The following is a 26272-nucleotide window of genomic DNA, read 5'->3' as shown; positions in this document are numbered from 1 at the left end:
TTGAATATGCCTTCCGATGGGGTGGGGCGTGTGTGCAGCACGATGAATAAAAATTTGCTTGGGGCGACAACATCTTTGGGGCGTTCGCATCTGGTCGTGGCCGCAATATTGAGTGCTGGTATCGTGATGTCTGCGCCGGGTTTTGCCGTTGCTCAGGCGCAGTCCAAAAATGAAAATTCACTGCAAACGCGAGAAGGACCTGAACTGGCACAGGCTGATACTGGACCGGCTCGATTGCAGGCTGGGCAACATCGCTTTGATATCGAAGCACAGTCATTAAGCAGTGCGTTGGTTGTTTTTTCGCGTATTTCCGGCGTGGATGTTGTGTTTGACGGTGTGTTGCCTGATGGCGCCACAAGCGCCGGTGTGAATGGTGATATGACCGCTGCGAGCGCGCTCGATATTTTGCTTCGCCAAAGCGGTTTGGCATGGAGCGTGATCAACCAAAGCACCATCTCGATTGCAAATCCACAGCAGGACAATGCGCAGAGTTCGGCAAATATCACAGAGCCAATCACGGTAACGGCAGCAATTCGCAATCTGGGTCCAAACGGCGTTCCTGATGAGGTTTATGAAACACCTGGGTCGATTGCCGTGATTACGCAGGAAAGCATGCGTAAATCCCCTGTGCGGGAAGCACGCGACATTTTCAATCATGTTGCCGGTGTCGACATTTCAAACGATGCCCGTGATCCGGGATTGACCGTCAATGTCCGCGGTCAGCAGGAAATGGGCCGTGTGAACGTCAATATTGATGGCGCACGTCAGAACTACAACCAAGCCTCTCACGGTGCTTCATCGCGCGTTTATCTTGATCCAGCACTTTTGGCAGAAGTTGAGATTGAAAAATCTAACCTTAATCAAAATGGCGGTGCGGGGAGTTCAGCCGGAATTGTGACCATGCGGACACTGAATACCAATGACATCCTTGATGATGATGAAGATTGGGGCGGCAAGGTCAATATCAGTCACGGTACCAACAACTACGATTTTGCTGGTGACGCATCTGCCGGTGCACGGATTTCACCGAAACTTGATGTTTCGGCAACCATTAGCCGTAAGGTAATTGGGAATTATCGGGCTGGTGCACATAATCCGGGTTTGTTTGTTACCGGCAACGGAACATACCACGATCGAGACAGTTCCCGTTCCGATTACACTTTTCTGCGTCAGACGTCTGGATTGGTTAAGGCAAATATCTATTTGACCGAAGATCAGGAGCTCAATCTTGGATATGTCGGATCAAAAAGCAACTATGCCAAAACCAATGACATCGCGAACGAAAAAACAGACTTCAATGAGACCAAGACCGACACTTTAACAGCTAAGCATAACTGGAACCCGGAAACGGATTTGGTGAATCTTGATACCAATCTGTTCTGGACGCGCACCGAAAACAGTCAGTATCGGCCCGCCCGCTACAATGCAGCGGGTTCGGTCGAGCATGATCCGTACACCAATCTTTTTGCAGTGGACACAACGGGTGGCGATATCGCGAACCACAGCGAATTTGATCTGACCCGGTTTGGAGATGGGCTTAGTGAATTTGGTTTAGGCTATGGGACCGAGTTTTTTCACGACAAAGCCACAACACGTTCGGAAGTCGAAGATTTAGGTGGTTCAGGCGACCTTCCTTATCAAGTTGAAGGCAATACGCCTGCCGGTCAGCGGGATGTCTACGGCGGCTATCTAACGGGAACATATGGCTGGAATGATGTGTTTGAGCTGAGCGCAGGTGTTCGCTATGACCGGTTTGCTCTGGATGGAGATTCTTACTGGTGTGAAGCGGTTCCAAATTTCTTTGGCTCGGCAAATCAATGTGCGACTGACAATGATGCGTCTCTTGATATTGACTTGGTCCAAGACAAGGTTTCCCCGTCATTCGGTTTCGGCATTACACCTGTCAATGGTATCCAGTTGTTCGCCAATTATCGTGAAAACTTTCGTGCTCCGACTGTGATGGAGACGATGTTGAAAGGTTCGCATCTTGGCGGTGTACCGCTTTCCTTTTTCTCAAATGCTAATCTTAAGGCTGAAGAGTCGCGTACACAGGAAATTGGTGCGAATTTCAAATTCGACAATGTTTTGCAACAAGGCGACGGTTTCCGGGCCAAAGTTGCCTATTATCGTACCACGGTGGATAACTACATCACCATGGGCTATGTGCCGACTCCATCGCTTCTTCTGGCCAGTTTGACCGGGACCTATCAGGCGGCTGGTATGGTGAACCTGTCCGACCCAGTCTATATCCACGGTACCGAACTTGAGATGGCCTATGATGGCGGTGAGTATTTTCTCGGCGGAACACTGACGACCTCGGACATGGACCTTAAGGGGACTTATGACCCCTACATCCTTGATACCACATACTCCGCAGCAGCCCTTTCGGTCGCAGATCAATATGGATCTGCATCCAGCCTTAATGGTGTTTATGCACCGCCAAAACGAAAATACACACTTGATGGCGGTTTCAGGTTGTTTGATCAAGATCTGGTCATGGGGATGCGCGCGACATTTGTGTACCCGCAAGACAATATTGGTCATGCAACACTGTCAACGTCGGTCGGCGAGTATTTCAAGTATCGTGTGTTCGACTTCTACAGCTCCTATGAAGTCAACGAGAATGTCTCGCTGCGATTTGCGGTGAACAACATGCTTGATGAAGCTTACGTTCAGGGATCAGGGGGAACATATGCGGCTGCACCGGGACGGACGGCGATTGTGACTTTAAGCGGTAATTTCTAGGTCACAAGGCAATTTAAACGGCATTAACCGGTCAGGAAATTCCCTGGCCGGTGTTTTGGTATTTCCTATTAACTAATTGTTTTTAAACAAAAAAACATATTGACTCATTATGAAACTAAGAGTCATTCTCATGTTTGTTGCTTCAATGGTTGGGGTGACAAACAACGAGGAGATTCCGAAATGACGATCACGATTGATCTGAATGCAGATGGTTCAGGAAACGGTGTGGACTTCAAAGGTCTGCTTGCAGACTTTGATGCAAACTTTTCCAAGGGTCTGTTCAACTATGGTGAGTTCCTGAATGGCAACGGTTTGTTTCAGGGCGAACAATATTATTTGAGCGATGAAGACAGCGGTTCGAGCTATACGGGCGGTTTCCTAGCCTCATCCAACAGTGGCACCGATTTCAGCTATGACATCAGTACGCATGAAATCGTTGGCAATCTTGATCAGCTTTCGTTCGGTGAAACCAAGGCCCAGGATGCCAACGGTGATTACTATCTAAGCGATTCAAGCGTCGATATTTCCGGGCTTGCTTTGAGTTCGAGTGAAACCGGTACGGTTCTGACCGGGCTTTTCAGTGGTGATAGTTCGGAACTGCAGTCGGTTTTTGCATCCGAAGGTGTCGAAATCAACGGCAGCACTGGTGATGACGTTATCGGTGGCTGGGCCGGTGATGATGTTCTGACTGGCAATGGCGGTGCAGATACCTTCGAATTCGATACGTCAGCAGATTTCGGTGACGACACCGTGACCGATTTTACCGACGGTACCGATCTTCTTGATATCGATTATGCCTCGGTCACTGTTGCCGATGATGGCAGCGGCAATGCGCTGATCTCCCATGCCAATGGCACGGTCACGCTGACCGGTGTTGATTACACCGATATCGACGCAACTGACTTCGTTTAACAAAACGGCCCGTCCCACAAGCAGCGGAACGGGCGCAAAGTCTTGATGCAGGGTGCCGCGTAACAGCGGCACCCACCCCAGCGTAAAACATCTTTGGAATATAAAAAACGTGTTTGGCAAAATATCGGCCCAAAGCACTGTGCATGGTGCCCCCCAATCACCAATTGGATCCGCGATTGCATCTTTGCGCCGTGTGTTCTGGGTTGTTGCAGGGTTGAGCGGTATCTCGAACCTGCTGATGCTGACGGGCCCGCTTTTTATGCTTCAGGTATATGATCGTGTGCTGGCCAGTCAGAGTGTCCCGACCCTTCTGGCGTTGATTGGTCTTGTGATCGGTCTTTATTTGTTTCTGGGCGGTGTGGATGCCCTGCGCGCCCGCATGCTGGTGCGGATTGGCTGGCGGGTTGATGAGCAGATTGGGCCAAAGGCATTGGAACAGACGCTTGCCATTCGCTTGGGCAATGGTCGGGAAACGGCGCAGCCGCTCAATGACCTTGATCAAATTCGCCAATTCCTTGGTGGGGCCGGACCGATTGCGATTTGTGATCTGCCGTGGATGCCGCTTTTTCTGGGGATTGTTTTTGTTTTCCACCCTTGGCTTGGCATATTGGCGTTGGTCGGCGGGATTGTTTTAATAACGCTGACATTTGTCAGTGAATTGGTGACCCGTAAGAAGGTCGCGCACATGAATGCGCAAACAGTCGTGCGAAGCAATCTGGTCGAAGCAGGGTGCCGTAACGCCGAAGCCATTCGGGCGATGGGGATGTTGGGGGCTTTTCGGCACCAATGGGGTCAGCAAAATGATCGCTACTTGAGGGAAAACACCGTCGTTGGCGACGTTAATTCAACATTTTCGGCCTATATCAAGGTCATTCGGCTTGCGTTGCAATCCATTGTGCTTGCCCTTGGGGCCTATCTTGCGATCCGGCAGGAAGTCACGCCGGGTGCCATGGTGGCGGCATCAATCCTGACCGCACGCGCACTTTCACCGGTCGAGCAGGCCATTGCCAATTGGCGGGGGTTTGTCGCAGCCCGACAAGCGCACACCCGCCTGGATCACATTCTCAGTAAACAGGACGCTCATTCCGAACGCATGCAGTTGCCTGCGCCAACGCAAGGTCTGACAATCTCAAATCTTGTAGTGGCAACGTCGGGTGGGGAGTCTGTACATGCCCAAAAAGTATTGTTGCGGGTTAATGATCTGGTGCTTAAGGCCGGAGATGGTTTGGGGATCATTGGTCCCAGCGGATCGGGAAAATCGACTCTTGGGCGGGCAATGGTCGGCATTGGCACCATTCGGGGTGGTTCCATCCGTATTGACGGGGCTGAATTATCACATTGGGATCCTGACCGGCTGGGGCGTCATGTCGGGTATTTGCCACAAGATGTTGAACTGTTTGACGACACGGTTGCCCGTAACATTGCCCGGCTTATCCCTGATGCCAGATCCGAGGATATCGTTTCGGCGGCCCGGTCTGCTGGTGTGCATGACCTGATCCAGTCCCTGCCCAATGGCTATGACACCAAAGTCGGGGCCGGTGGTGTGGTTCTGTCAGGGGGGCAGCGTCAAAGGATTGGCTTGGCACGCGCCCTATTTGGAGATCCATTCCTGATCGTGCTTGATGAGCCCAATTCCAATCTTGATAGCGCGGGTGAACAGTCGCTTTTGCAGGCAGTCCGCGATGCGCGTGAACGTGGTGCCATTGTTGTTTTGATAGCGCATCGTCCCGGTGCACTGGCGACGGTTAACCTGACAACCATTATTCAGGACGGACGTCAGGTAGCCTTTGGTGCGCGCGATGACATCTTGCGCAAAACCGTCCGACAGGTGGGAGAAACAGCATGATCGGTGTTTCATCTGTGCGTGCGATGTCCGTATCCCCCTCGGCAGCCGGCCGGCAACAGACGGGTCTATCTGTGGCACAACTGGCATTAAGAAAGCATATGTTTTGGGGCGGCGGGATTGTCTTTGCCTTGATGGCAGGTTTGATGGTGTGGCTGTTTCTTGCCCAGCTTTCCGGGGCCGTGGTGGCATCTGGTAAAATGGTGGTCGAAAGCAACGTCAAGGATGTCCAGCATGCCGATGGTGGCATCGTTGGTGAAATTCACGTCCATGACGGTGATCAGGTTAAGGCCGGTGATCTTTTGATCCGGCTCGATGATACAATGGCGCGTGCCAGTCTTGGCATTGTCGAATCCCAGCTTGATGCCTTTCAAGCGCGTCGGATGCGTCTGGTCGCAGAACGCGATGTAAATGATGAGCTGTCTTTGCCGGATGCTTTTAAAAGTCGACAGCAGGATGCCGATATTTCTGAGCTGGTAAGTGCCGAAAACCGCCTGTTTGCGGCACGGCGCAGCAGCCTTGAAGGTGAAAAACAACAGCTTGCGCAAAAACTGGCCCAGCTTTCCGAAACAATTGTCGGATTAACGGCACAGAAATCAGCAAATGAAGAGGAACGCAGGCACATTGTTGATGAACTTGGCGGGTTGGAGATGCTTTATGCCAAGCAACTTGTTCCGATTACGCGGGTGGCGGCGTTACGCAGGGAGCGGGCTAGTCTCGACGGGACTCATGGTGAACTGACCGCGCAAATTGCGGCGACCCATATGCAGATTTCTGAAACTGAAATGCAGATTTTACAACTTGATCGTGACCGTCAGACAGACGTTCTGTCCGAACTGACCGAAATTGACCAGCAACTTGCCGAATTACTGCAACGCCAGATCGCGCTTAATGATCAACTGCGCCGGATTGACATTCGTGCCCCCTATGACGGGACGGTTTATCAGATGGCTGTCCATACGGTGGGTGGTGTTGTTGCCGGTGGTGATCGCATCATGGGAATTGTCCCTGACCGCGATGAATTGGTGATCGAAGCACATGTTAATCCGCGTGATATCGAACAGGTCATGCCTGGTCAAACCGCTATGATGCGCTTTACAGCCTTTAACCAGCGGACAACGCCGGAATTGTCGGGGGAAGTGTCACGGATTTCCGCCGAACTGGATCGCGATGAGCTAACCGGTGAAAGTTACTATGTGGTGCGGGTGCGCATCGGTTCGGGGGAAATTGATAAGCTTGATGGGCAGGAACTGGTGCCGGGTATGCCGGTTGAAATCTTTTTGGCAACCGGAGAACGTTCTGCGCTGAGTTATCTTTTTAAACCCTTGTCGGATCAGTTCGCGCGTGCCTTTCGAGAGGATTAACATCCCAATGTCACAGGAAAGCATTGCGGCGTTCAGATATCACGTGGTCCGGATCGTTTCAGATTCTATGGGCTGTTTACCAGCAGCCAGTTTAGGCAAATAGAACAGTCACGAGGGGCTTTGACGTGAACGAGATATCACAACCAGAGACGATGCGAGGCCAGCTAACGCGATTGGCGGAGCTGAAACAATCAACGCGGACCGACCATCAGAGTGTTGATGATATGGTGATGGCAATGGCACCCTTTGACAGTCTGGAAAACTACAAACGGTTTCTTCGGCTGCAATATATATTTCATAGCACAATGCGGCCACTGTACGTGGCCGATGACCTGAACCAACTGATGCCGGGGCTGGCAGATCGAAGCCGATATGGTGCTGTGTCGATGGATATTGACGACATGGGATGTGAGGTTCCTGATTTTAGGAGTCGCCAAGATATAGCGCAAATCGGGATGGCGCGTGTTGGCTGGCTTTATGTTTGTGAAGGATCATCGCTGGGTGCTGCCTTTTTGTTAAAGGCGGCTGCGGGGATCGGCCTTACCGCTGATTTCGGGGCGCGTCATCTGGCAGCACATGCAGATGGCCGGGGGCGTCATTGGCGTGAATTTGTCGATCAGGTCAATAACTTGGCACTCGGAAAGAATGAAGATGAGATGGTTCGCGACGGTGCCTGTGCGGCCTTTGAATTTTTCCGTAATCTGCTGATGGTAGAGGCCGCGCGCACGGCTGACACGCAATCCCACGGTTGAAAGGCTCTCGCAGTGGGTATCCCGACTTGATTTCTGCGCAAACCGGCTGTATAAAGCCGCCAAGCTTTTTGTAAAACCGGACAAAGAGTGGGCCTTGCGCCCGCTCTTTTGTGCATTTTGGGGTATGGCATCGCTATATGGCCGAACTGATTGGACAGCAGTTAAAAGACCCGTTGATGGCGAAGGTCACGGAAATTATTGAACCGTCGATCAACGCGCTGGGTTTTGAACTTGTCCGCGTCTCCATGACCGGACAGGACCACAATATCCTGCAGATCATGGCAGATCGTGCGGACGCCAAAGGCAGCATCAATGTTACTGAATGCGCCGAAATCAGCCGTACTGTTTCTGCCCTTATGGATGTCGAGGACCCGATTTCAGGTGCGTATCACCTTGAAGTCAGCTCCCCGGGTATCGACCGTCCTTTAACCCGTGCACCGCATTTTGAAGTGTGGAAGGGGTTTGAGGCAAAGGTCGAACTGACGATGGCCCAAAATGGTCGTCGCCGTTTCAGCGGTTTGCTGGATGGGATTGAAGATAATGCGGTCGCCCTGATTGTTGATGGCGAACGTGTCTTGTTGCCGCTGGCCGATATCGCGAAGTCGAAATTGGTGTTGACGGATGAATTGATCGCGCATGTCACCGGCCAACGCCGGACTGACGACACCGCAGAATAGAGGTTGGATATGGAAGCCACTTCGGGAATGCCACGGCCGGAACTTTTGCAAGTTGCTGATGCCGTTGCCCGTGAAAAGGGCATTGATCGTGATGAAGTTCTTGGCGCAATGGAGCAGGCCATTCAAAAGGCTGGCCGCTCCAGATATGGCCATGAACATGACATCCGTGCCCATATCGACCGTAAAACCGGCGAGATCAAACTCGCACGTTTCGTTGAAGTCACCGATGACATCGAAAACGATTTTACGCAGATGTCGCTCGAACAGGCGCGTATCCGTGATGAAAACATCAATCTGGGTGAGTTCCTGATTGATCCGTTGCCGCCGATTGATTTTGGTCGTATCGCAGCACAGACCGCCAAACAGGTTATCGTTCAGAAAGTGCGCGACGCAGAGCGTGAACGTCAGTTCGAAGAATACAAAGACCGTGCCGACGAAGTCATCAATGGCTTGGTCAAGCGTGTTGAATTTGGCAACGTTCTGGTTGATATCGGCCGTGCCGAGGCCATCCTGCGCCGCGAAGAGCTGATCCCCCGTGAAACAGTACGTCAAGGAGATCGCGTTCGTGCGGTGATCTTGGATGTGCGCCGCGAACAGCGCGGCCCGCAAATCTTCCTGTCGCGGACCCATCCTGCTTTCATGGCCAAACTTTTTGCCCAGGAAGTACCGGAAATCTACGACGGTATTATCGAAATCAAATCGGTGGCCCGTGATCCGGGTTCGCGCGCTAAAATCTCGGTTCAGTCGTCAGACACCTCGATCGATCCGGTCGGTGCCTGTGTCGGTATGCGCGGTTCGCGTGTGCAGGCGGTTGTTGCCGAATTGCAGGGCGAAAAAATCGATATCATTCAGTGGTCGGAAGATCCAGCAACCTTTGTTGTGAACGCATTGGCACCTGCCGAGGTCACCAAGGTTGTTCTGGATGAAGAAACCAATCGTATCGAAGTCGTTGTGCCGGATGATCAGCTGAGCCTGGCCATTGGTCGTCGTGGTCAGAACGTGCGTCTGGCGTCTCAGCTGACCGGTTGGGATATCGATATTCTGACCGAAGAAGACGAAAGCGAACGTCGTCAGGAAGAAGCGCGCAAGCGTGCGGAAATGTTCATCAAGGCACTTGATGTTGATGAAGTTATCGCCCATCTCCTGGTCGCCGAAGGCTTTACCTCGATCGAGGAAGTTGGCTATGTGCCACTGGCCGAGCTGGCAGAAATCGAAGGTTTCGAAGAAGAAATCGCCGAGGAACTGCGTACCCGTGCACGGACCTTCCTGTCGGACGAAGCTGAACGTCTTCAGAAACGCCGCGAAGAACTTAAGGTTGCTGACGATCTGGTCGAATTTAATGGCCTGTCGCTGGCAGTTGTTGTGCGTCTTGGCGAGAATGAGGTTAAAAACCTTGAAGATTTCGCCGATCTGGCAAGTGACGAGCTGATCGAATTTGCCGGCGATGCCGACAATATCACCATGGATCAGGCGAATGACATGATCATGGAAGCCCGTCGCAAGCTTGGCTGGTTCGAAGGTCTTGAAGAAGAGACCGTTGAGACTGCTGACGAAGCAGTTGAAAGCGAACAGGCCTAAGGCCGATCGGAGGACGCCATGTCGCATCGCAAAGGCGGCAAGGTAGCCGAGGTTCCGGAACGCCGGTGCATTGTCACCGGCGAGGTCCGGGCCAAGGAAGATCTTCTCAGGGTTGTGATCGGACCAGATGGTTCGGTTGTTCCCGATCTTGAGGAACGGTTGCCGGGACGGGGATTATGGTTGTGCCCGTCGCGGGATGTGATAAATACCGCCTGTGCAAAGAATGCCTTTGCCCGGGCAGCGCGGCAAAAAGTCGTGATCGACCCCGAGCTTGCTGACCGGATCGAGCAGCTGCTAACGCAGAAATGTCTTGATCTGTTGTCGCTTGCACGACGTGCCGGTCAAGCCGTTGCCGGGTTTGAAAAAGCACGTGCCCAAATTGCTGAGGGTGCGGCTCTGATATTGGCAGCACGCGATGGTGCTGCAGACGGAAAATCCAAGATCGAGGCCAAGGCCCGGGATCTGCCGATTTATTCCGTTCTGAACGCTGCTGAAATCGGCGCGGCTTTTGGTCGTGAAAAAGCAGTACATGTGGCCGTTGCGCCAGGAGGCCTGGCCAAACGGCTGGGTCGCTCCTTGAAGCGGCTTGAAGGATTTCGCGCAGTCTGACAACAGGCGTGCGCCGGACGGACAGGACAGGGTCGACATGTGAAGTCGATCCCGCAGGAAATGAGGAAGTTGGACGGATTATGAGTGATCGCGATCAGGAGAAGAAACCGCTGAGCCTCAACAGATCGAAACTTGAATTGAGCAAGACGGTCGAGGCAGGGCAGGTTCGCCAAAACTTCTCACATGGACGGTCAAAATCTGTGACCGTCGAAGTGCGCAAGAAGCGGACATTCGAAAAGAACGAATCCGGTCGCTTCCGTGAAGTGAAAAAGGATCTCGTTGCCGAGGAGCCGCAGGCGGCGCCAGAAGCACCGGAAGCCAAATCGGCACCGGAAGCTAAAAAGGAACCGGTTAAAGAAGTAAAAAAGCGTCCGGTTGTCGAAGATCAGGGCAATCTGACCAACAGTGAGCGTGCAACCCGCATGGCTGCTTTGAAGGCTGCTGAAGAGCGCCGCAAGCAGGATGAAGCGGATGCCGAGGTGCGTGCACGCGAAGAAGCTGCGCGTAAGGTCGAAGAAGATGCCCGCAAGGCAGAAGAAGCCAAAGCGGCAGAAGCTGCCGACAAAGCAGAAGATGCTCCGGTTAAAGATGGTTCGATGTCTGTTGAAGACGTTGAAAAGTCGATTGCGGCATCAACGGCCAAAGGCAAACCGTCCAAACCAAAACCGGTTGGTAAGCCAAAAGCAGCCGAAGAAATCATGCCTGGTGAACCGGCCGAACCGCTGGTTCCTGAAGAGCGTCGTCGTACGGCCCCTGCTGCTGCCAAGACCAAAAGCCGCAAGGAAATCGACGAGGAAAATGCTCGTTTGGCAGCACGCAAGCGTGCCGAAGAAGAAGCAAAGGGCGGGGCTGCGCGCGCCAAAACCGATGATGGCCGTCGCCGTGGCAAACTGTCGATCAACAATGCCATGAGCGGTGACGAAAGTGGTCGTCGTCGTTCAATGGCATCGATCAAGCGCCAGCAGGCCAAAGCCAAGGCCCGTGCTCAGGGCCCGCAGAAACCTAAGGAGAAAGTCGTGCGTGATGTGGTCGTTCCTGACGTCATTACTGTTCAGGAACTTGCCAACCGTATGGCCGAACGTGCAGCTGATGTGATCAAGTCCCTGATGGGCATGGGCGTTATGGCGACCATCAACCAGAGCCTTGATCCAGATACCGCCCAGCTTGTGGTCGAAGAATTCGGCCATAACATGAAGCGTGTTTCGGATGCTGATATTGAAGAATCGCTGGTATCGGTTGATGAGAATGACGACAATCTGATTGGTCGTCCGCCGGTCGTGACCGTTATGGGCCACGTTGACCATGGTAAAACCTCTTTGCTTGATGCGCTGCGTGCAACCGATGTCGCCGGTGGCGAAGCCGGTGGTATTACCCAGCACATTGGGGCCTATCAGGTCACCATGGCGACCGGTGCGAAAATCACCTTTATTGATACTCCGGGCCACGCGGCATTTACCGAAATGCGTTCGCGCGGTGCGAAGGTTACCGATATCGTTGTTCTTGTTGTTGCAGCCGACGACTCGGTCATGCCGCAAACGATCGAGGCCATCAGCCATGCCAAGGCAGCCGGTGTTCCGATGATTATTGCGATCAACAAGATCGACAAACCGGGTGCCGATGCATCAAGGGTTAAAACCCAGCTGCTTCAGCATGAAGTTGTGGTCGAGGAAATGGGCGGCGACGTTCAGGCTGTCGAGGTTTCGGCCAAACAGCGTCTTGGTCTTACCGAACTTGAAGAAGCCATTCTGCTTCAGTCCGAGGTTCTTGACCTTAAAGCCAACCCCAAACGTGTTGCCGATGGCGTTGTTGTCGAAGCCCGTATGGAAAAAGGCCGTGGTCCGGTCGCAACCGTTCTGGTTCAGCGCGGGACGCTGAAAACCGGTGATATCTTTGTCACGGGTGCAGAATGGGGCCGTGTTCGTGCGCTGGTCGATGATCACGGTAACCGTGTTGTTGATGCCATTCCGGGGATGCCGGTTGAGGTCACTGGCCTGAACGGTGTTCCAGCAGCGGGTGATGACTTCGTGGTTGTTGAAAACGAAGCAAAAGCACGTGAAGTCTCTGATTTCCGTCAGCGTCGTATCCGCGAAACGCAGGCTGCGGCGATGAAGAAATCCGCGCTTGAGAACATGTTCGCGCAGAGCGGTGAAGTTAAAGAACTTCCGATTGTCATCAAGGGTGACGTTCAGGGGTCGGTCGAGGCGCTTATCGGGACCTTGCAGAAGCTTGGTAACGAAGAAGTCTCGGTTCGCGTCCTGCACAGCGGCGTTGGTGGAATTAACGAATCGGATGTCACACTTGCCCGTGCATCGAACGCGCTGATCATCGGCTTTAACGTGCGTGCAAACCAGCAGGCCCGCGAACAGTCGCGTCGTGATAACGTTGATATTCGGTATTATTCGATCATCTATGATGTTGCTGATGACATCAAAAAGATGCTGTCGGGTATGCTGTCGCCGGAAGTTCGCGAGAAGTTCCTGGGCTACGCCGAAATCCGCGATCTGTTCACCATTTCTGGCAATAAGATCGCTGGTTGTATGGTTACCGAAGGTACCGTCAAACGTGGTGCAGGTGTCCGCCTTCTGCGCGACAACGTGGTCATTCACTCCGGCGAGCTGTCGACCCTGCGTCGCTTCAAGGACGAAGTCAAAGAAGTCCGCGAGGGCTATGAATGTGGTATGTCGTTCGCCAAGTATAATGATCTGCAGGCCGGCGATATGATTGAGTGCTTCGAAAACGAGGAAATCGCCGTCGAACTGTAAGGCGGTGAGGATCTGAAATGGCGAAGCAACCAGCCAAAGCACCAAGTCAGCGACAGCTCCGAGTGGCGGAAGAAATTCGCCAGGCGCTGTCGCAGGCGTTGGAACGCGGCGATATTTACGAACCGGAACTGACCCGTCGCCCGGTCACCATTACGGGTGTCAGTCTTTCACCGGATATGCGCAATGCTATGGTATCCTTCACGCCGCTTGGCGGGGGTGAGGCGGAAGCCTCGCTCAAGGCGCTGACGCGCCAGAAGGGTCACCTGCGCAATCATGTGGCCCAGAAGGTTCACATGAAATATGTGCCAGCATTGCGATTTATCGAAGACAAAAGTTTTGATGTCGCCGACCATATCGGAGCTTTGTTGCGCGATCCGCACGTTGCTCAGGATCTTGCGGATGGTGGTTCAAACGAACCGGAAAATGAGGACGACTGATGGCGCGTCGTCGTCGCGGTAAAAGCATTAATGGCTGGTTGGCGGTCGACAAACCACTGGAGATCACGTCATCAACCGTGGTCAATCAGGTGCGTCGTCTGTTAGATGCAGCCAAAGCTGGACATGGCGGGACACTTGACCCATTGGCGTCTGGTGTGTTGCCAATTGCCTTTGGCGAAGCAACCAAAACGGTTGCTTATGTCATGGATGGCAGCAAAAGTTATCGTGTTACGCTGAAGTTCGGCGAAGCACGCAGTACGGATGATGCAGAAGGCGACGTTATCGAAACGTCTGATCATCGTCCGAGCGCAGATGAAATTAAGGCCGTGCTGAATGAATTCACGGGTGAAATTCAGCAGGTGCCGCCAAAGTTTTCGGCGATCAAGGTCAATGGCAAACGTGCCTATGATCTTGCGCGCCGCGATGAAGAGGTGGTGTTAAAACCACGTCCGATTCTGATCAAGGATCTTCGACTGGTCGATATGCCAGATCGCGATCATGCTGTGTTCGATGTCATATCGGGCAAAGGGGCATATATGCGATCTTTGGCGCGCGATATTGCGCTGCGCCTTGGTACTGTTGGCTATATCGCCGCGCTTCGCCGGACTTCGGCGGGGCCGTTTTCGGAGGGTGATTCCATTCGCTTGCAGGATCTGCTCGAAATGGACCCCGAAGAGGTGTTGAAGAAAATGCTTCCGGTTGAGACCGCGCTGGACGACATCCCGGCGCTGGCCCTGACCGAAGTCGAGGCGCAACGCCTTTCATCTGGCCAGTCCGTAGGACTGTTGCCGGTTGCAAAGCGAAGTGCCCTCGAAAACCCCGTCGTGCAGGACGAAATCGTCTGTGCCATGCTCCATAACCGTGCTGTTGCGTTGGCGGAGATAAGTGGTGGCGAAATTCGGCCCGTACGTGTTTTTAATCTCTAAAGGCGAAAGGATGCCTGATGTCGATTACTGCTGAACGCAAAGCCGAGCTGATCAAAGAATACGCTCAGAAAGACGGTGACACCGGTTCCCCCGAAGTCCAGGTTTCAATCCTGACCGAACGGATCAAGAACCTTACCGAACACATGAAAGAACACAAACACGACTTCCATAGCCGTCGTGGTCTTCTCATGATGGTCGGCCAGCGTCGTCGCCTGCTGAAGTATCTGCAGCGCAAAGACCAGTCGCGTTACGAGACCGTCATTGCACGTCTCGGTATTCGCCGCTGATTTCGAACTACGGCGGAGGGTGACCTCCGCCGTCGTTTTTTATTGTTCTGATGGATCAGAACACGGGAAGTAGGGTCGGATGGGCCGACCAGATGCTTAATCCGGACCCATTAATTATGAAGCTGTTACCAAAGCCTCATAATTAATGTGTTCGGAACTCGTGTATGATTACGGGTCCGTCAGATGTTTGTAAGAGGAAGAGAAAATAATGTTTAATGTCGTCCGTAAGGAAATGCAGTGGGGCAACGCCACTCTGACCCTTGAAACTGGTAAAATCGCCCGTCAGGCCGATGGCGCTGTCAAGGTCACCTATGGTGAGACCGTTGTTCTTTGTACTGCCGTTGGCGCCAAACAGCCGCGCCCGGATGTCGACTTTTTCCCACTGACGGTTAACTATCAGGAAAAAGCATTTGCCGCGGGTAAAATCCCAGGTGGTTTCTTCAAACGTGAAGGCCGTCCTTCGGAAAAAGAAACGCTTGTTTCGCGTCTGATCGACCGTCCGATCCGCCCGCTGTTCCACCCGCTGTATCGCAACGACACCCAGATCGTTTGTACCGTTCTGTCGCACGACATGGAACACGACCCGGATGTGGTTGCCATGATCGGTACCTCGGCTGCGCTGACGATTTCTGGCCTGCCGTTCCTTGGCCCGATTGGTGCTGCGCGCGTTGGTTATGCAGATGGTGAGTACATCCTCAACCCGGCGACCGACTCGGTTAAAGAAGGCGATCTTGATCTTGTTGTTGCGGGTACCCGCGATGGCGTGATGATGGTTGAGTCCGAAGCATCCGAGCTGTCCGAAGAAATCATGCTTGGTGCGGTTAAATTCGGCCACGATCAGTTCCAGGGCGTTCTCGACCTGATCATCGATCTGGCTGAAGATGCTGCCAAAGAGCCGCGCGCTATTGCTGAACTGCCAGAAGGCTATGACGCACTGGTCGAAAAAATTGCTGGTCTTGGCACCGATGCCCTGACCAAAGCTTATGGCCATGTTGTCAAACAGGAGCGTTCGGCTGCAATTTCGGTTGCCAAAGCTGAAATCGTCGAGAAACTTGGCGATGAAGTTCCTGATGGGCTTAAAGGCAAAGTTTCGTCGATCATCAAGGATCTGGAAAAAGACATCGTTCGCGGTGCGATCCTGAAAACCGGCAAACGTATTGATGGCCGTAGCGGTGCTGACGTTCGTCCGATCCTCGGCGAAGTTTCGGTTCTGCCGCGTTCGCATGGTTCTGCGATCTTTACCCGTGGTGAAACGCAGGCACTGGCTGTTGTTACCCTTGGTACCGGTCAGGACGAGCAGATCGTCGATGCGCTTGACGGTGAATACCGTGAAAGCTTCATGCTGCATTACAACTTCCCGCCGTACTCGGTTGGTGAAGCTGGCCGCATGGGGTCGCCTGGCCGTCGTGAGATCGGTCATGGTAAACTTGCATGGCGTGCGCTGCATCCGTTGATGCCGACCAAAGACACCTTCCCGTACACCACCCGTATTGTTTCGGAAGTTACCGAGTCAAACGGTTCGTCTTCGATGGCGACGGTGTGTGCAAGCTCGCTTGCAATGATGGATGCCGGTGTTCCGCTGGTACGTCCAGTTGCGGGTATTGCAATGGGCCTGATCAAGGAATCAGACGACTTTGCCGTTCTTTCTGACATCATGGGTGATGAAGATCACCTTGGTGACATGGACTTTAAAGTTGCTGGTACCGAAAACGGCATTACCTCGCTGCAGATGGACATCAAGATCACCTCGGTGACCGCAGACATCATGCAGATTGCCCTGAAACAGGCACGTGACGGCCGTTTGCATATCCTTGGTGAAATGTCCAAGGCGCTTCCGGAAGCACGTGGTGAAGTATCGGGCAATGCACCGACCATTACCCAGTTCTCGATCCCGAAAGACAAAATTCGTGATGTCATCGGTTCGGGCGGTAAGGTTATTCGCGAAATCTGCGAAGAGACCGGCGCAAAAGTCGATATCGAAGATGATGGTTCGATCACTGTCGCACACACCGATGGTGCAAAAGGCAAGCAAGCTGTTGATTGGATCAAATCAATCGTTGCAGAACCTGAATTGGATCATATCTATGATGGTAAGGTCGTTAAGGCTGTCGACTTTGGTGCCTTCGTAAACTTCTTTGGCGCCCGCGACGGTCTTGTTCACATTTCCGAACTGGCACCTGAGCGTGTCAAACAGGTTTCGGATATCGTGAAAGAAGGCGATGCAGTTAAAGTCAAAGTCATCGGTTTCGATGATCGCGGCAAGATCAAACTGTCGATGAAACGTGTCGACCAGGAAACCGGTGCAGACCTCGAAGCAGGCGACGCCGAATAAGCAAATTGGATGCCGGACGACGATAAAAATGTAACGTCGTCCGGCAGTCAAAGCGATGCAGGGGTGTCGCTGGCAAATTGCCGAATGGGAGAGACGAACTTGAAAGCCCTTAATCCGCTCGTCATGTCGGGTAAAGAAGTCTTGCCAGTTATCGAAGGTGGCAAAGGCGTTGCTGTATCGACGGGCAAGAGTTCCGGCGCATGGGCCGCTGCCGGCGGTATCGGAACTTTTTCCGCTGTGAATGCTGACTCGTATGACGAGAACGGCAACATGGTTCCGATCGAATACGCAGGAAAAACCCGTGGTGACCGCCATCAGGAACTGATTGCGTACGGTATTCGCGGCGGCATTGCACAGGCTCAGATTGCCCACGAAATGCGGAATGGCGAAGGCCGTTTGCATATGAACGTATTGTGGGAAATGGGCGGCGCCGAACCCATCCTTGAGGGGGTTCTCGAAGGTGCCAAAGGCCTTATTCACGGGGTGACCTGTGGTGCGGGCATGCCCTACAAGATTGCCCAGATTTCAGCCCACTATGGCGTTCACTATTATCCGATTGTGTCTTCGGCCCGTGCTTTCCGCGCATTGTGGCTGCGGTCGTATAAAAAGACCCCGGAATGGCTGGGCGGTGTGGTTTATGAAGATCCATGGCGTGCCGGTGGTCATAACGGCCTGTCGAATTCCGAAGATCCGCTTGTGCCCGAAGATCCGTTCCCGCGTGTCCGTGACCTGCGTACATTCATGAATTCGGTTGGCCTGAACCATGTGCCAATCATTATGGCTGGCGGTGTCTGGTTCCTGCGTGATTTTGAAGACTGGATCGACAACCCGGAAGTTGCCCCGGTGGCCTTCCAGTTTGGTACCCGTCCGCTTCTGACTCAGGAAAGCGAGATTTCCGACGAGTGGAAACAGCGCCTGACCAGCCTTCAGGATGGCGATGTATCGCTGCATAAATTCAGCCCGACGGGTTTCTATAGCTCGGCGGTGCGCAACACCTTCCTCGAAGACCTGCATCAGCGGTCTGATCGTCAGGTGCGCTATTCGCGTACCGCTGAAGCAGACCTGCATGTTGGTATTCCGCTGGGCCGTCGTGGGCGTCCGATTTACGTCCGCGAAGATGATGCCGACAAGGTGCGTGGCTGGCTTGATGCCGGATACACCGAAGGCATGCCGACCCCGGATGAAACCATGGTGTTTTTGACACCTGAAAGCGCATTGACGGTTAAGAAAGACCAGATCGATTGTATGGGCTGTTTGTCACAGTGCCAGTTCTCCAACTGGGAACAGCACAGTGGCACGACCGGCAAGCGTGCTGATCCGCGTTCTTTCTGTATTCAGAAAACGCTTCAGAACATTGCGCACGGTGCGAAGGTTGAAAACGAACTGATGTTTGCCGGCCATAATGCCTACAAGTTTGGTGAAGACCCGTTCTATGCCAACGGCAATATTCCGACCGTCAAACAGCTCGTTGATCGCATCATGACCGGTGACTGATCATCGATCTGTCAGATCATTTCAAAGGGCCGGTTTTTCACCGGCCCTTTTTTTATGGGCGCATGCCGCGGATTGATGTGATTGGAGTTGATCAAAATCAAAGAACCGCGCGCAGAGGTTCCCTAAGGTAGCCTTGGAATTGATCGGGGCCGTAAATGAATATTGGCCCGTCAGGAAAGTGAAGGGGCAAGATCATGCGTACCGCCACCGCCGGGCGTCCATACACCAATGCACTTAATCGCCTTAAAGAGGCCAATCTGCGCCCCACCCGGCAGCGACTGGCCCTGGCCCGTCTGATGTTTGAAGATGGCCATCGCCATATCACGGCAGAGCAAATTCATTCCGAAGCAATGACCAACACCATCAAGGTGTCATTGGCAACGGTCTATAACACTTTGCACCAGTTCACCGATGCCGGTTTGCTTAATGAGATCGTGGTTGATTCGGGCCGTTCATATTTTGATACCAACACCGCCCCGCATTATCATTTCTACTGCGAAGAAGACGGCATGCTGTCTGATATTCCGGCTGAATCCATTCAGATTGCCGGTATTCCCAACATGCCGCGTGGCACGGAACTGCAGTCGGTTGATCTTGTCTTCCGCCTGAAACGCAATTCAGCGACACGGAATGCGGCCTGATTCCCCCGGTATGTTTGGCTGTGATCAGCATCTTGGTCGCGGGGTAATTTCGGCATTTGGGCACAATGTGACAGGCTGATGAAATCTGCCGTCAGGTGGTGCAAATTGGTTTGATGCTGCTTGACGCAGAACGATTTCAGGACAAATACAGGGGTGGCAGAACCGTAAGGGTTTGCCGCCTGTTTTGTTTGATACCTTTCGCAAGCATCCACACAAATGATCCTTGCGAACAATAATATAAGGACAGCGCACATGGCGCTTAAGGGAACACGTACCGAGGAAAATCTGCGCGCAGCCTTTGCCGCAGAAGCACAAACCAACCGTCGATACCTTTATTTCGCCCAGCAGGCTGATATCGAAGGCGATACCGACGCCGCCGAGCTGTTCCGAGCCGCCGCCGAGGCGGAAACCGGTCATGCGTTCGGACATCTGGAGTTTCTGGAAAAAACCGGTGATGCGACGACCGGCAAGGCATTGGGTACGACAAAGCTTAATCTGGAAGCGGCATTGGCCTTAGAACGTGCTGAAGCCGATCAGACCTATCCAGAAATGGCGCGTATCGCGCGGGAAGAAGGCCTTGATGACGTTGCCGCATGGTTTGAAAGTCTGGCGCGGGTCGAGTTAGCACATGTAAAACGGATAGAGAGTCTTCTTTGGGGAAAAAAATTCAGATGATACTCAAAAATTATTTAGCGTATTGGTTCTGAACCTCAATTTTCAACTATCTTAATTATAGATATGTAATTAATTTAATGTTCAGAAAATTAAGTTTATTAACTCTAGGTGCAAAGAAACGCATTGTGCCTAGAGTTAATAAAGGATGTTTATTCATATATAAATATTGGTATTCACATGTAATTAATTCAAGCTATGTATTCTTCTTTAACAAGTTTGTTTATGTTTCTCAGTATATGCTGCAAGTCTATATGTCTATTCATAGGGTCATGTTTTTCTGATCTTATTTTTGAGTTAAGGAAGTTAAACAGGCGTAAGCTAACAAATACAGTTAAAGACTGAGGTACGTTTGGATTGCTCAACAGTCTTTTCATTTCTGAATAGAGTTCGATTGTTTCGACGATTTCTTGTTCCAGATATAGGGATTTTTCGAGTTGGTTGACATCATTTTCTGGAGAAAGAGTGTTTGTTAAACTATTTAAATCATTTATTTTTTTTGATTTCCTAAAGGTTATTACTGTTGCTGCCCTCGCGTAATAGTGATCTATATTCTTGCCCAATGGGTCAAGTCCTGATGATGATACAACTTCAAAACCTCGCTCTTTCATGAAATTAATATATGTTTCAGGAGTATATAAGTTAGCATATCTTGTAAATATGCCGTCGATATACATTGATGTGAGATAATTTTTATCAACATCTTCGGAGTATGAAATAATAGACGAAATAAAATGCTCTTTTAATTTTTCACTTCCATTCGAAATATTACTAGAATGAATTAGGTCTCGTATCATATAAAGTAAAAAATTATCGTAAGTTCCAGATCTGTAGAAATAAAGCCAAATCAATCCGCTATTCTTAAGCGCTTTAATACAATTTTCTATTCCTTTACCAACGTTTGAAAAATGCTGAACTATTCCGTTAAGGTAAATGAAATCATATTTTTCACTTCCTAAATATGTTTCTACTATATCGCAGCAATTAGTTTTAAGACGCCCTTCAAGTCCATTGGAAGTGCAATATTTATTCAATCGATCAACGTTTTCAGGGCTGATATCATAATGTTCAACCTTCTTTGCTCCTAGATCGAGCATTGTTATTGCTTGTCTTCCTGTGCCGACATCCATAATATTCCATTGTGGGAGTTCTTTTAGTGATATTCCAGATTTGACAAAGTCCCGAACAATTGATCTTTTGTAAGCGGAGATCACTTCAGGCTCATCTATTCTATCCCATACTTTATCTTCATCTCCATTTGATAAAATTGCACCAGATCCTATGGAATATTTTCCATATACATCTTTATATTTTGTCATGTTTTCCTCATGTAGATAAATATTTAATTTAACTCAAGGTTTGTTATCTTATTTAATATTCTAATCCGGATAAGCAGAATAAGAAATAAATTTTGTCTAGTATCTAGCTTTTTCTTAGATATTCTAAATATGTCTATTGATTGTCTAGGGTCAATCTGAACTCAGAACTTATCAAATTTTTTGCTCCACCCTTTTTTAAAAGTAGTGCCTGTGATTGTTGAAGAACACTTTAAGAGCAAACTGTTTTGTTCTCAGTTACAGCGCATTGAGACCTTGTTCCACAGCCTCATAGGGTTCCGCATGTTGATGACCGGCGCATTGTTCTGGGATCATTCATGTCATTTGCTACTTCAACCAGGTCTTCATTGCGCATCAGTTTCGAAAATGGCCAACCATCATGGAGGACCCAGGGTCAAGCGCATCCCGGTTGCGACCAACCATGATCATGCGGGTAGACATCATCGCGTTCATATGGAGCCAGTGAGTCGCTTAGAAATCGTTTTAAGGGCACATCGGCCAGTGCAAACCGCGTAGCAACGCGTTCTTCATCCGATTGGGTGGCAAGACCGGCCAAAACATCGCCCGAGCGTAAAGGACTTGCCTTTGCCAGCAGGGTTTTCAAATCGGGGAAGGTAAAGCGTTCGAAACTATATGGCACGCTTGTCTGCACGTTCTGTCTCCTGAAGCATCCGTCACATCGCCGGACAGTTCATGTCCGATATTTCAATGTTGTACGGCGCAGAATGGACGCCAGAACGATGTGTTTTATCCTGAAGTCCATGGAAGCAGAAAATTCCGCAAATGCAAAATTTTTAATCTTTGTGCAAATCGCGAATGCTTATTGAGCAGCCAGTGACATGTCCGAGACGGGATTATGCATCACGGCTGTGCTATGGCGGCTGTTGGTTTCATCATGCGGGCCGCGCAAGACAACGTGAGCATGACCAAGCGAATTATATTCGACATGGCCATCGACCTGATAGACATCGCGCAACAGGTCGCTGTCGATGACATCGGCACAGGGGCCGAAAGCCACCATGCGGCCATCGCGGATCGCCATGGCTTGATCGCAATATTGAAGCGCGTGGTTCAGATCGTGAATGGCGATCAGGACAATGATGTTTTGTCCTTTGGCGATATCACGCATGAAAGACAGAACCTCCATCTGGCGATGCAGATCAAGGGCCGAGGTTGGTTCATCCATCAGAAGGATTTTCGGGTCCCGCACCAGTGTCTGGGCGATGGCAACCAATTGGCGTTGTCCGCCGCTGAGCTCGCCCAAATTGCGCGCCGACAGGTCTGAAATACGCAAGGCAGCAAGAATGCCATCAATGCGGGTCAGTTCATCATCACGCACGCGTAAACTTGATCCTTGCTTGGCGGCAAGAATGACTGACTCATAGACCGACAAAACGGCGGTTGATCCAGTATCCTGCGGCATGTAGCAAATGGTGTTGCGCTGTTTGGCAGCAGACCCGGTATCGACCGTGCCCTCCCCCTTGGCCAGTCCCGCAATGCGTTTGAACAGGCTGGATTTACCTGCCGCATTGGGGCCGATGACGGCGGTGACAGTGCCCGGTTTGATCAAAGGCGTCGTAACACCCGAAACCACCTGAACCTTGCCATACCGTGCTCCGATATTTTCAAGTTGCAGCGTTACCATGATTTCCTCCGACTTGCGAAAATCAACGAGAAGAAGAACGGCACACCGACAAGGGCGGTAATCACCCCGATCGGCAAGATCGCACCCGGGATCAGCAGTTTGGAAAGTACCGAGGTGGCCGACAGGATCAAGGCCCCGCACAGAACCGATGCGGGCAGGAAGAAGCGCTGGTCTTCGCCCACCAGCATGCGGGCGATATGTGGGCCAACCAGCCCGATAAAGCCGATGGTGCCAACAAACGATACCGGGATTGCCGCCAGAAGGCTTACGATCAGCATGGTGCGCAGGCGTAGGCCCTGAACATTGACGCCGAAACTTTCGGCCTTGGCATCGCCCAGACGAAGGGCGGTCAAGGCCCATGCTTGTTTGGTAAACAGCGGCAGGGCAATCGCAACGGCGGCGGCAGTGACGGCGACCTTGGTCCAGGTGGCTTTCACCAAGCTACCCATGGTCCAGAAGACAACAGCAGCCAACGCCTGCTCACTGGCGAGATATTGCAACAGGGCCAGAAGCGCGTTGAAGGTAAAGACCAGTGCGATGCCCAGCAAAACAATGGTTTCGACCGTGACACCACGCATACGGCTAAAGAAATGAATGATCAGTGCTGCGCCCATGGCCATGATGAAGGCATTGATCGGAATAATAAATTCAACAAGGGACGGTACGAGCGCGACGCCCAGAACCAGTGCCAAGGCCGCGCCAAATCCGGCGGCGGCCGAAATGCCAAGCGTAAAGGGGCTTGCAAGCGGGTTGGCAAGGATGGTTTGCATCTGTGCACCAGCCGTCGATAGGGCTGCCCCGACAGTTAGCGCCATTAGCGCAACCGGCATGCGGATCTCCCAGATCACCACGCGCATCTGATCGCTTGCAGCCCCGGGATTAAGCAGGGTGGCAATCACATCAGACAGCGGATAGTTCGCCGGTCCCGTCGCCAGATCGACAGCAAACGAGAGAAACAATGCCCCGCCCATCGCGAGCAGCAGCAAAAAACGACGCAAGGAGCGTGCTTTGTAGTGCACGCTCCCGGCTTCGACAGATATTTGTTTGGGTGTCATTAGTTTGTGACGGTATCGCTAATGGAGATGAAATAACCCGGCTGATAGTCAATCGGCAGGAAGCGGTCGTGAAGTTCCTTAAAGGTTGCTTCAGGGTCAATATCGGCAAACAGGTCCGGGTGCAGCCATTTAGCCATCTGTTCGATGACAACGAACTGATAAGGGCTGTTATAGAACTGATGCCATACCGCATGAACCTTGCCGTTTTCGACGGCCTTGATGCCGGTAAAGGCCGGGCGTTCTGTCAGACCAACAAGTTTGCGATGAGCTTCAACCATATCGGCATTCGGGCCAAGACCAACCCAGGCTCCACCGGGGGAATAGGCTTCCCAGCTGGCGCCCGTTGCAATTACCTGATCGGGGTTTGATGCCACAACCTGTTCGGGGTTGATGGTGCCAAATGTGCCCGGAATGATCGCAGCAGCGATGTTTATACCGCCGGCCATTTCAACCATTTTGCCAAAGTTTTCGTTGCCAAACGACATGCAGCATTCTTCGGAATAGCCCGCAGCACGTTCGATAAAGACATTGGGTTTTTCCGGATTTGCCTTGGCAAGCCGTGCGGTGACTTCGTTGATATGATCACTGCGGAAGGTGATGAATTCGTCGGCTTTCTGAACCTTTCCGGTCAGTTGGCCAAGAATTTTCATGCTGGTTTCGGTGTTCTTGATCGGGGCTTCACGAAAATCGATATAGACCAGCGGAATGCCAACGGCGGCGAGTTTTTCATCAAAACCGCCATCTTCGGTCGCACCTTTGGATTCGAGATTCATGATCACGACATCGGGTTTCAGCGAGATCGCCTGTTCGACATCGAACGTGCCATCCTTCATGCCACCAAAGGTCGGAATCTCATCAACGCGCGGATATTTCGCAGCATAGATGTCATAGGTTTGCGGGTCGGCCTTTTTCAGGTCATCGCGCCAGCCAACAACACGGGCGAAAGGATCTTCGCTATCAAGCGTTGCCAACCCATAAATCAGGCGGCCTTCGCCAAGGATTACGCGTTCAACCGGCAGGTTTACCGAAACTTCCCGCCCGGCAACATCGGTAATTTTAACCGATTCGGCGGCCTGTGCAGACCCCGCAACCAACATCGTCAGCGCTGCAATTGCACCAAAAATTTTCATTCCCGTTCCCTCATTTAGGATTGCCCTGATGCGGGATTATCAGTTATTGAGAATGCAAATCAATGTTTTTCGCAATGATAATGCGATTTATTTGCGGATTCGTAATTTGAACATCTGTGAGAGATCGAGACAAATCGCGGAAATCTCGCGTTTTCCGCTGTTGAGGGCATAAAGATACTATGAATGAGGCCAGCAATTACTCCCTGCGTGACGAGATCAAAGAATATTGGTCGATGCGTGCGGCGACTTTTGACGAACAACCCGGTCACGAAATATTTTCTGAAACGGAACGGGCGGCGTGGCATGCGCTTTTTGAACGTCACATTGGAAAAGGGAATGGTCGCCGCGCCCTTGACCTTGCCAGTGGGACCGCTGTGATCAGCCATCTGATGCATGATCTTGAGTTTGCGGTGACCGGGCTTGATTGGTCTGAAACCATGCTTGAAAAGGCGCGCGCCAAATCAAAACAGCGCGGCTCAAATATCCAGTTTCTGCTCGGCGATGCGGAAAATACGCTTGAGCCAGACAACAGTTATGATGTGATTGTGACACGCCATCTGGTTTGGACGCTGGTTGATCCGGCGGCAGCATTTGTCGAATGGTTCCGGGTTCTTAAACCGGGCGGAAAACTGTTGGTGGTCGATGGTGATTTTGTTTCATCGACTTGGGCCAGTAAGCTCAATAAGGCGATGGCTGATTTCATGCAAACACTTGGTCTGCGCAAAGCGGTTGAGGTGGCGCCACAGATGAAAACCCATCGTGATATTCTGGCCCGCGTGCATTTTTCGGGTGGCGCACGGTCCGATGAGGTTTCAGCAATGCTACGCCAAACCGGGTTTGACCCGATCACGGTTGATTTTGACCTCAAGCAAATTCACAGCGCGCAAAAGAAACACATCAGCTTTGCCAAGGGGCTGGAGCGCGGCGCACAGCATCGCTATGCCATTTGCGCACAAAAACCGATCAGCTGATTGCCCGAATGTCTAGGCTCAGGACCTCTTAATTTGGTTTGAATGGTTGACCGGATTTGTGCGGATACGCGGAGCGAAGCCGCAGGAAGATATATATCTTTCA

Annotated in this window: 22 protein-coding genes; 17 read left to right on the top strand and 5 right to left on the bottom strand. The window is 51.8% G+C overall.

The window, feature by feature from the left end; all coding sequences use genetic code 11:
• Positions 1–42: 42 nt before the first annotated feature.
• The 16 genes from AMM48_RS07280 (at position 43) to AMM48_RS07205 (ending at position 20034) form a co-directional block, all read left to right on the top strand.
• Positions 43–2745: a TonB-dependent receptor gene (locus AMM48_RS07280; protein ID WP_244271156.1), complete on the top strand. Its 2703-nt coding sequence runs from the start codon at positions 43–45 to the stop codon at positions 2743–2745.
• A 180-nt stretch (positions 2746–2925) separates the two neighbouring features.
• Complete coding sequence (locus AMM48_RS07275; protein WP_102783529.1) at positions 2926–3657, top strand: calcium-binding protein; 732 nt, start codon at positions 2926–2928, stop codon at positions 3655–3657.
• Between the two features lie 109 nt (positions 3658–3766).
• The gene (locus AMM48_RS07270; RefSeq protein WP_347876273.1) at positions 3767–5503 is read left to right on the top strand and encodes a type I secretion system permease/ATPase; all 1737 of its coding nucleotides are present in this window, start codon (positions 3767–3769) and stop codon (positions 5501–5503) included.
• Positions 5504–5601: 98 nt separating this feature from the next.
• Positions 5602–6864: an HlyD family type I secretion periplasmic adaptor subunit gene (locus AMM48_RS07265; protein WP_244271155.1), complete on the top strand. Its 1263-nt coding sequence runs from the start codon at positions 5602–5604 to the stop codon at positions 6862–6864.
• Between the two features lie 152 nt (positions 6865–7016).
• Entirely contained in the window at positions 7017–7616 is a 600-nt protein-coding gene (locus AMM48_RS07260) for a biliverdin-producing heme oxygenase (RefSeq protein ID WP_102783528.1), read from the top strand.
• A gap of 137 nt (positions 7617–7753) precedes the next feature.
• Positions 7754–8293, top strand: a complete 540-nt coding sequence (rimP, locus tag AMM48_RS07255; RefSeq protein WP_022733746.1) for a ribosome maturation factor RimP — start codon at positions 7754–7756, stop codon at positions 8291–8293.
• 9 nt (positions 8294–8302) lie between these two features.
• Complete coding sequence (nusA, locus tag AMM48_RS07250) at positions 8303–9871, top strand: transcription termination factor NusA (RefSeq protein ID WP_028791761.1); 1569 nt, start codon at positions 8303–8305, stop codon at positions 9869–9871.
• An 18-nt stretch (positions 9872–9889) separates the two neighbouring features.
• Entirely contained in the window at positions 9890–10480 is a 591-nt protein-coding gene (locus AMM48_RS07245; RefSeq protein ID WP_022733748.1) for an RNA-binding protein, read from the top strand.
• An 80-nt stretch (positions 10481–10560) separates the two neighbouring features.
• A complete protein-coding gene (gene infB, locus AMM48_RS07240) occupies positions 10561–13242 on the top strand; it encodes a translation initiation factor IF-2 (RefSeq protein ID WP_022733749.1) in 2682 nt (893 codons plus the stop codon).
• Between the two features lie 17 nt (positions 13243–13259).
• Positions 13260–13679, top strand: coding sequence for a 30S ribosome-binding factor RbfA (gene rbfA, locus AMM48_RS07235; protein ID WP_022733750.1), 420 nt, complete (start codon positions 13260–13262; stop codon positions 13677–13679).
• Positions 13679–14605 (top strand): tRNA pseudouridine(55) synthase TruB, encoded by a 927-nt coding sequence (gene truB, locus AMM48_RS07230; protein ID WP_022733751.1) that lies wholly within the window; start codon positions 13679–13681, stop codon positions 14603–14605. The genes rbfA and truB overlap by 1 nt, the downstream gene beginning before the upstream one ends.
• Positions 14606–14622: 17 nt before the next feature.
• Entirely contained in the window at positions 14623–14892 is a 270-nt protein-coding gene (rpsO, locus tag AMM48_RS07225) for a 30S ribosomal protein S15 (RefSeq protein WP_022733752.1), read from the top strand.
• A 208-nt stretch (positions 14893–15100) separates the two neighbouring features.
• Positions 15101–17224 (top strand): polyribonucleotide nucleotidyltransferase, encoded by a 2124-nt coding sequence (gene pnp, locus AMM48_RS07220; protein ID WP_102783527.1) that lies wholly within the window; start codon positions 15101–15103, stop codon positions 17222–17224.
• A 99-nt stretch (positions 17225–17323) separates the two neighbouring features.
• On the top strand, positions 17324–18718 hold the full coding sequence (locus tag AMM48_RS07215; RefSeq protein ID WP_028791762.1) for a 2-nitropropane dioxygenase: 1395 nt from the start codon (positions 17324–17326) through the stop codon (positions 18716–18718).
• Between the two features lie 194 nt (positions 18719–18912).
• On the top strand, positions 18913–19359 hold the full coding sequence (gene irrA / locus AMM48_RS07210) for an iron response transcriptional regulator IrrA (RefSeq protein WP_102783526.1): 447 nt from the start codon (positions 18913–18915) through the stop codon (positions 19357–19359).
• A 252-nt stretch (positions 19360–19611) separates the two neighbouring features.
• Positions 19612–20034 carry a rubrerythrin family protein gene (locus AMM48_RS07205; protein WP_102783525.1) on the top strand — a complete coding sequence of 141 codons (423 nt, stop codon included), beginning with the start codon at positions 19612–19614 and terminating at the stop codon, positions 20032–20034.
• A 188-nt stretch (positions 20035–20222) separates the two neighbouring features.
• On the opposite strand, the gene AMM48_RS07200 is transcribed toward AMM48_RS07205, so the two are convergent.
• The 5 genes from AMM48_RS07200 to AMM48_RS07180 all read right to left on the bottom strand — a co-directional run bounded on the left by AMM48_RS07200 (position 20223) and on the right by AMM48_RS07180 (position 25198).
• A complete protein-coding gene (locus AMM48_RS07200) occupies positions 20223–21350 on the bottom strand; it encodes a class I SAM-dependent methyltransferase (RefSeq protein ID WP_102783524.1) in 1128 nt (375 codons plus the stop codon).
• 412 nt (positions 21351–21762) lie between these two features.
• A complete protein-coding gene (gene eutB / locus AMM48_RS07195; RefSeq protein WP_244271154.1) occupies positions 21763–22020 on the bottom strand; it encodes an ethanolamine ammonia-lyase subunit EutB in 258 nt (85 codons plus the stop codon).
• Between the two features lie 168 nt (positions 22021–22188).
• Positions 22189–23013 carry an ABC transporter ATP-binding protein gene (locus AMM48_RS07190; RefSeq protein ID WP_022733758.1) on the bottom strand — a complete coding sequence of 275 codons (825 nt, stop codon included), beginning with the start codon at positions 23011–23013 and terminating at the stop codon, positions 22189–22191.
• Positions 23007–24032, bottom strand: a complete 1026-nt coding sequence (locus tag AMM48_RS07185) for an iron ABC transporter permease (protein ID WP_240626367.1) — start codon at positions 24030–24032, stop codon at positions 23007–23009. The genes AMM48_RS07190 and AMM48_RS07185 overlap by 7 nt, the downstream gene beginning before the upstream one ends.
• Positions 24033–24067: 35 nt before the next feature.
• Entirely contained in the window at positions 24068–25198 is a 1131-nt protein-coding gene (locus AMM48_RS07180; RefSeq protein WP_102783523.1) for an ABC transporter substrate-binding protein, read from the bottom strand.
• A gap of 179 nt (positions 25199–25377) precedes the next feature.
• On the opposite strand from AMM48_RS07180, the gene AMM48_RS07175 reads away from it, so the two are divergent.
• Entirely contained in the window at positions 25378–26169 is a 792-nt protein-coding gene (locus tag AMM48_RS07175) for a class I SAM-dependent methyltransferase (protein WP_102783522.1), read from the top strand.
• The last annotated feature ends 103 nt before the right edge of the window (positions 26170–26272 follow it).

This window comes from Thalassospira sp. GB04J01 (assembly GCF_000751115.1).
GTDB lineage: Bacteria > Pseudomonadota > Alphaproteobacteria > Rhodospirillales > Thalassospiraceae > Thalassospira > Thalassospira lucentensis.
The sequence above is the reverse complement of the archived record's forward strand: the minus strand, read 5'-3'. Positions and strand labels throughout refer to the sequence as shown.

What these genes read in the sequence shown, in the direction of transcription:
- AMM48_RS07265 (WP_244271155.1), top strand. Translation starts at nt 5,602, where the DNA reads ATGTTTTGGGGCGGCGGGATTGTCTTTGCCTTGATGGCAGGTTTGATG.
- rpsO (WP_022733752.1), top strand. Translation starts at nt 14,623, where the DNA reads ATGTCGATTACTGCTGAACGCAAAGCCGAGCTGATCAAAGAATACGCT.
- AMM48_RS07200 (WP_102783524.1), bottom strand. Translation starts at nt 21,350, where the DNA reads ATGACAAAATATAAAGATGTATATGGAAAATATTCCATAGGATCTGGT.
- AMM48_RS07275 (WP_102783529.1), top strand. Translation starts at nt 2,926, where the DNA reads ATGACGATCACGATTGATCTGAATGCAGATGGTTCAGGAAACGGTGTG.
- irrA (WP_102783526.1), top strand. Translation starts at nt 18,913, where the DNA reads ATGCGTACCGCCACCGCCGGGCGTCCATACACCAATGCACTTAATCGC.
- AMM48_RS07180 (WP_102783523.1), bottom strand. Translation starts at nt 25,198, where the DNA reads ATGAAAATTTTTGGTGCAATTGCAGCGCTGACGATGTTGGTTGCGGGG.
- AMM48_RS07280 (WP_244271156.1), top strand. Translation starts at nt 43, where the DNA reads ATGAATAAAAATTTGCTTGGGGCGACAACATCTTTGGGGCGTTCGCAT.
- pnp (WP_102783527.1), top strand. Translation starts at nt 15,101, where the DNA reads ATGTTTAATGTCGTCCGTAAGGAAATGCAGTGGGGCAACGCCACTCTG.
- infB (WP_022733749.1), top strand. Translation starts at nt 10,561, where the DNA reads ATGAGTGATCGCGATCAGGAGAAGAAACCGCTGAGCCTCAACAGATCG.
- AMM48_RS07190 (WP_022733758.1), bottom strand. Translation starts at nt 23,013, where the DNA reads ATGGTAACGCTGCAACTTGAAAATATCGGAGCACGGTATGGCAAGGTT.
- truB (WP_022733751.1), top strand. Translation starts at nt 13,679, where the DNA reads ATGGCGCGTCGTCGTCGCGGTAAAAGCATTAATGGCTGGTTGGCGGTC.
- AMM48_RS07245 (WP_022733748.1), top strand. Translation starts at nt 9,890, where the DNA reads ATGTCGCATCGCAAAGGCGGCAAGGTAGCCGAGGTTCCGGAACGCCGG.
- AMM48_RS07260 (WP_102783528.1), top strand. Translation starts at nt 7,017, where the DNA reads ATGCGAGGCCAGCTAACGCGATTGGCGGAGCTGAAACAATCAACGCGG.
- nusA (WP_028791761.1), top strand. Translation starts at nt 8,303, where the DNA reads ATGGAAGCCACTTCGGGAATGCCACGGCCGGAACTTTTGCAAGTTGCT.
- rimP (WP_022733746.1), top strand. Translation starts at nt 7,754, where the DNA reads ATGGCCGAACTGATTGGACAGCAGTTAAAAGACCCGTTGATGGCGAAG.
- rbfA (WP_022733750.1), top strand. Translation starts at nt 13,260, where the DNA reads ATGGCGAAGCAACCAGCCAAAGCACCAAGTCAGCGACAGCTCCGAGTG.
- AMM48_RS07175 (WP_102783522.1), top strand. Translation starts at nt 25,378, where the DNA reads ATGAATGAGGCCAGCAATTACTCCCTGCGTGACGAGATCAAAGAATAT.
- AMM48_RS07205 (WP_102783525.1), top strand. Translation starts at nt 19,612, where the DNA reads ATGGCGCTTAAGGGAACACGTACCGAGGAAAATCTGCGCGCAGCCTTT.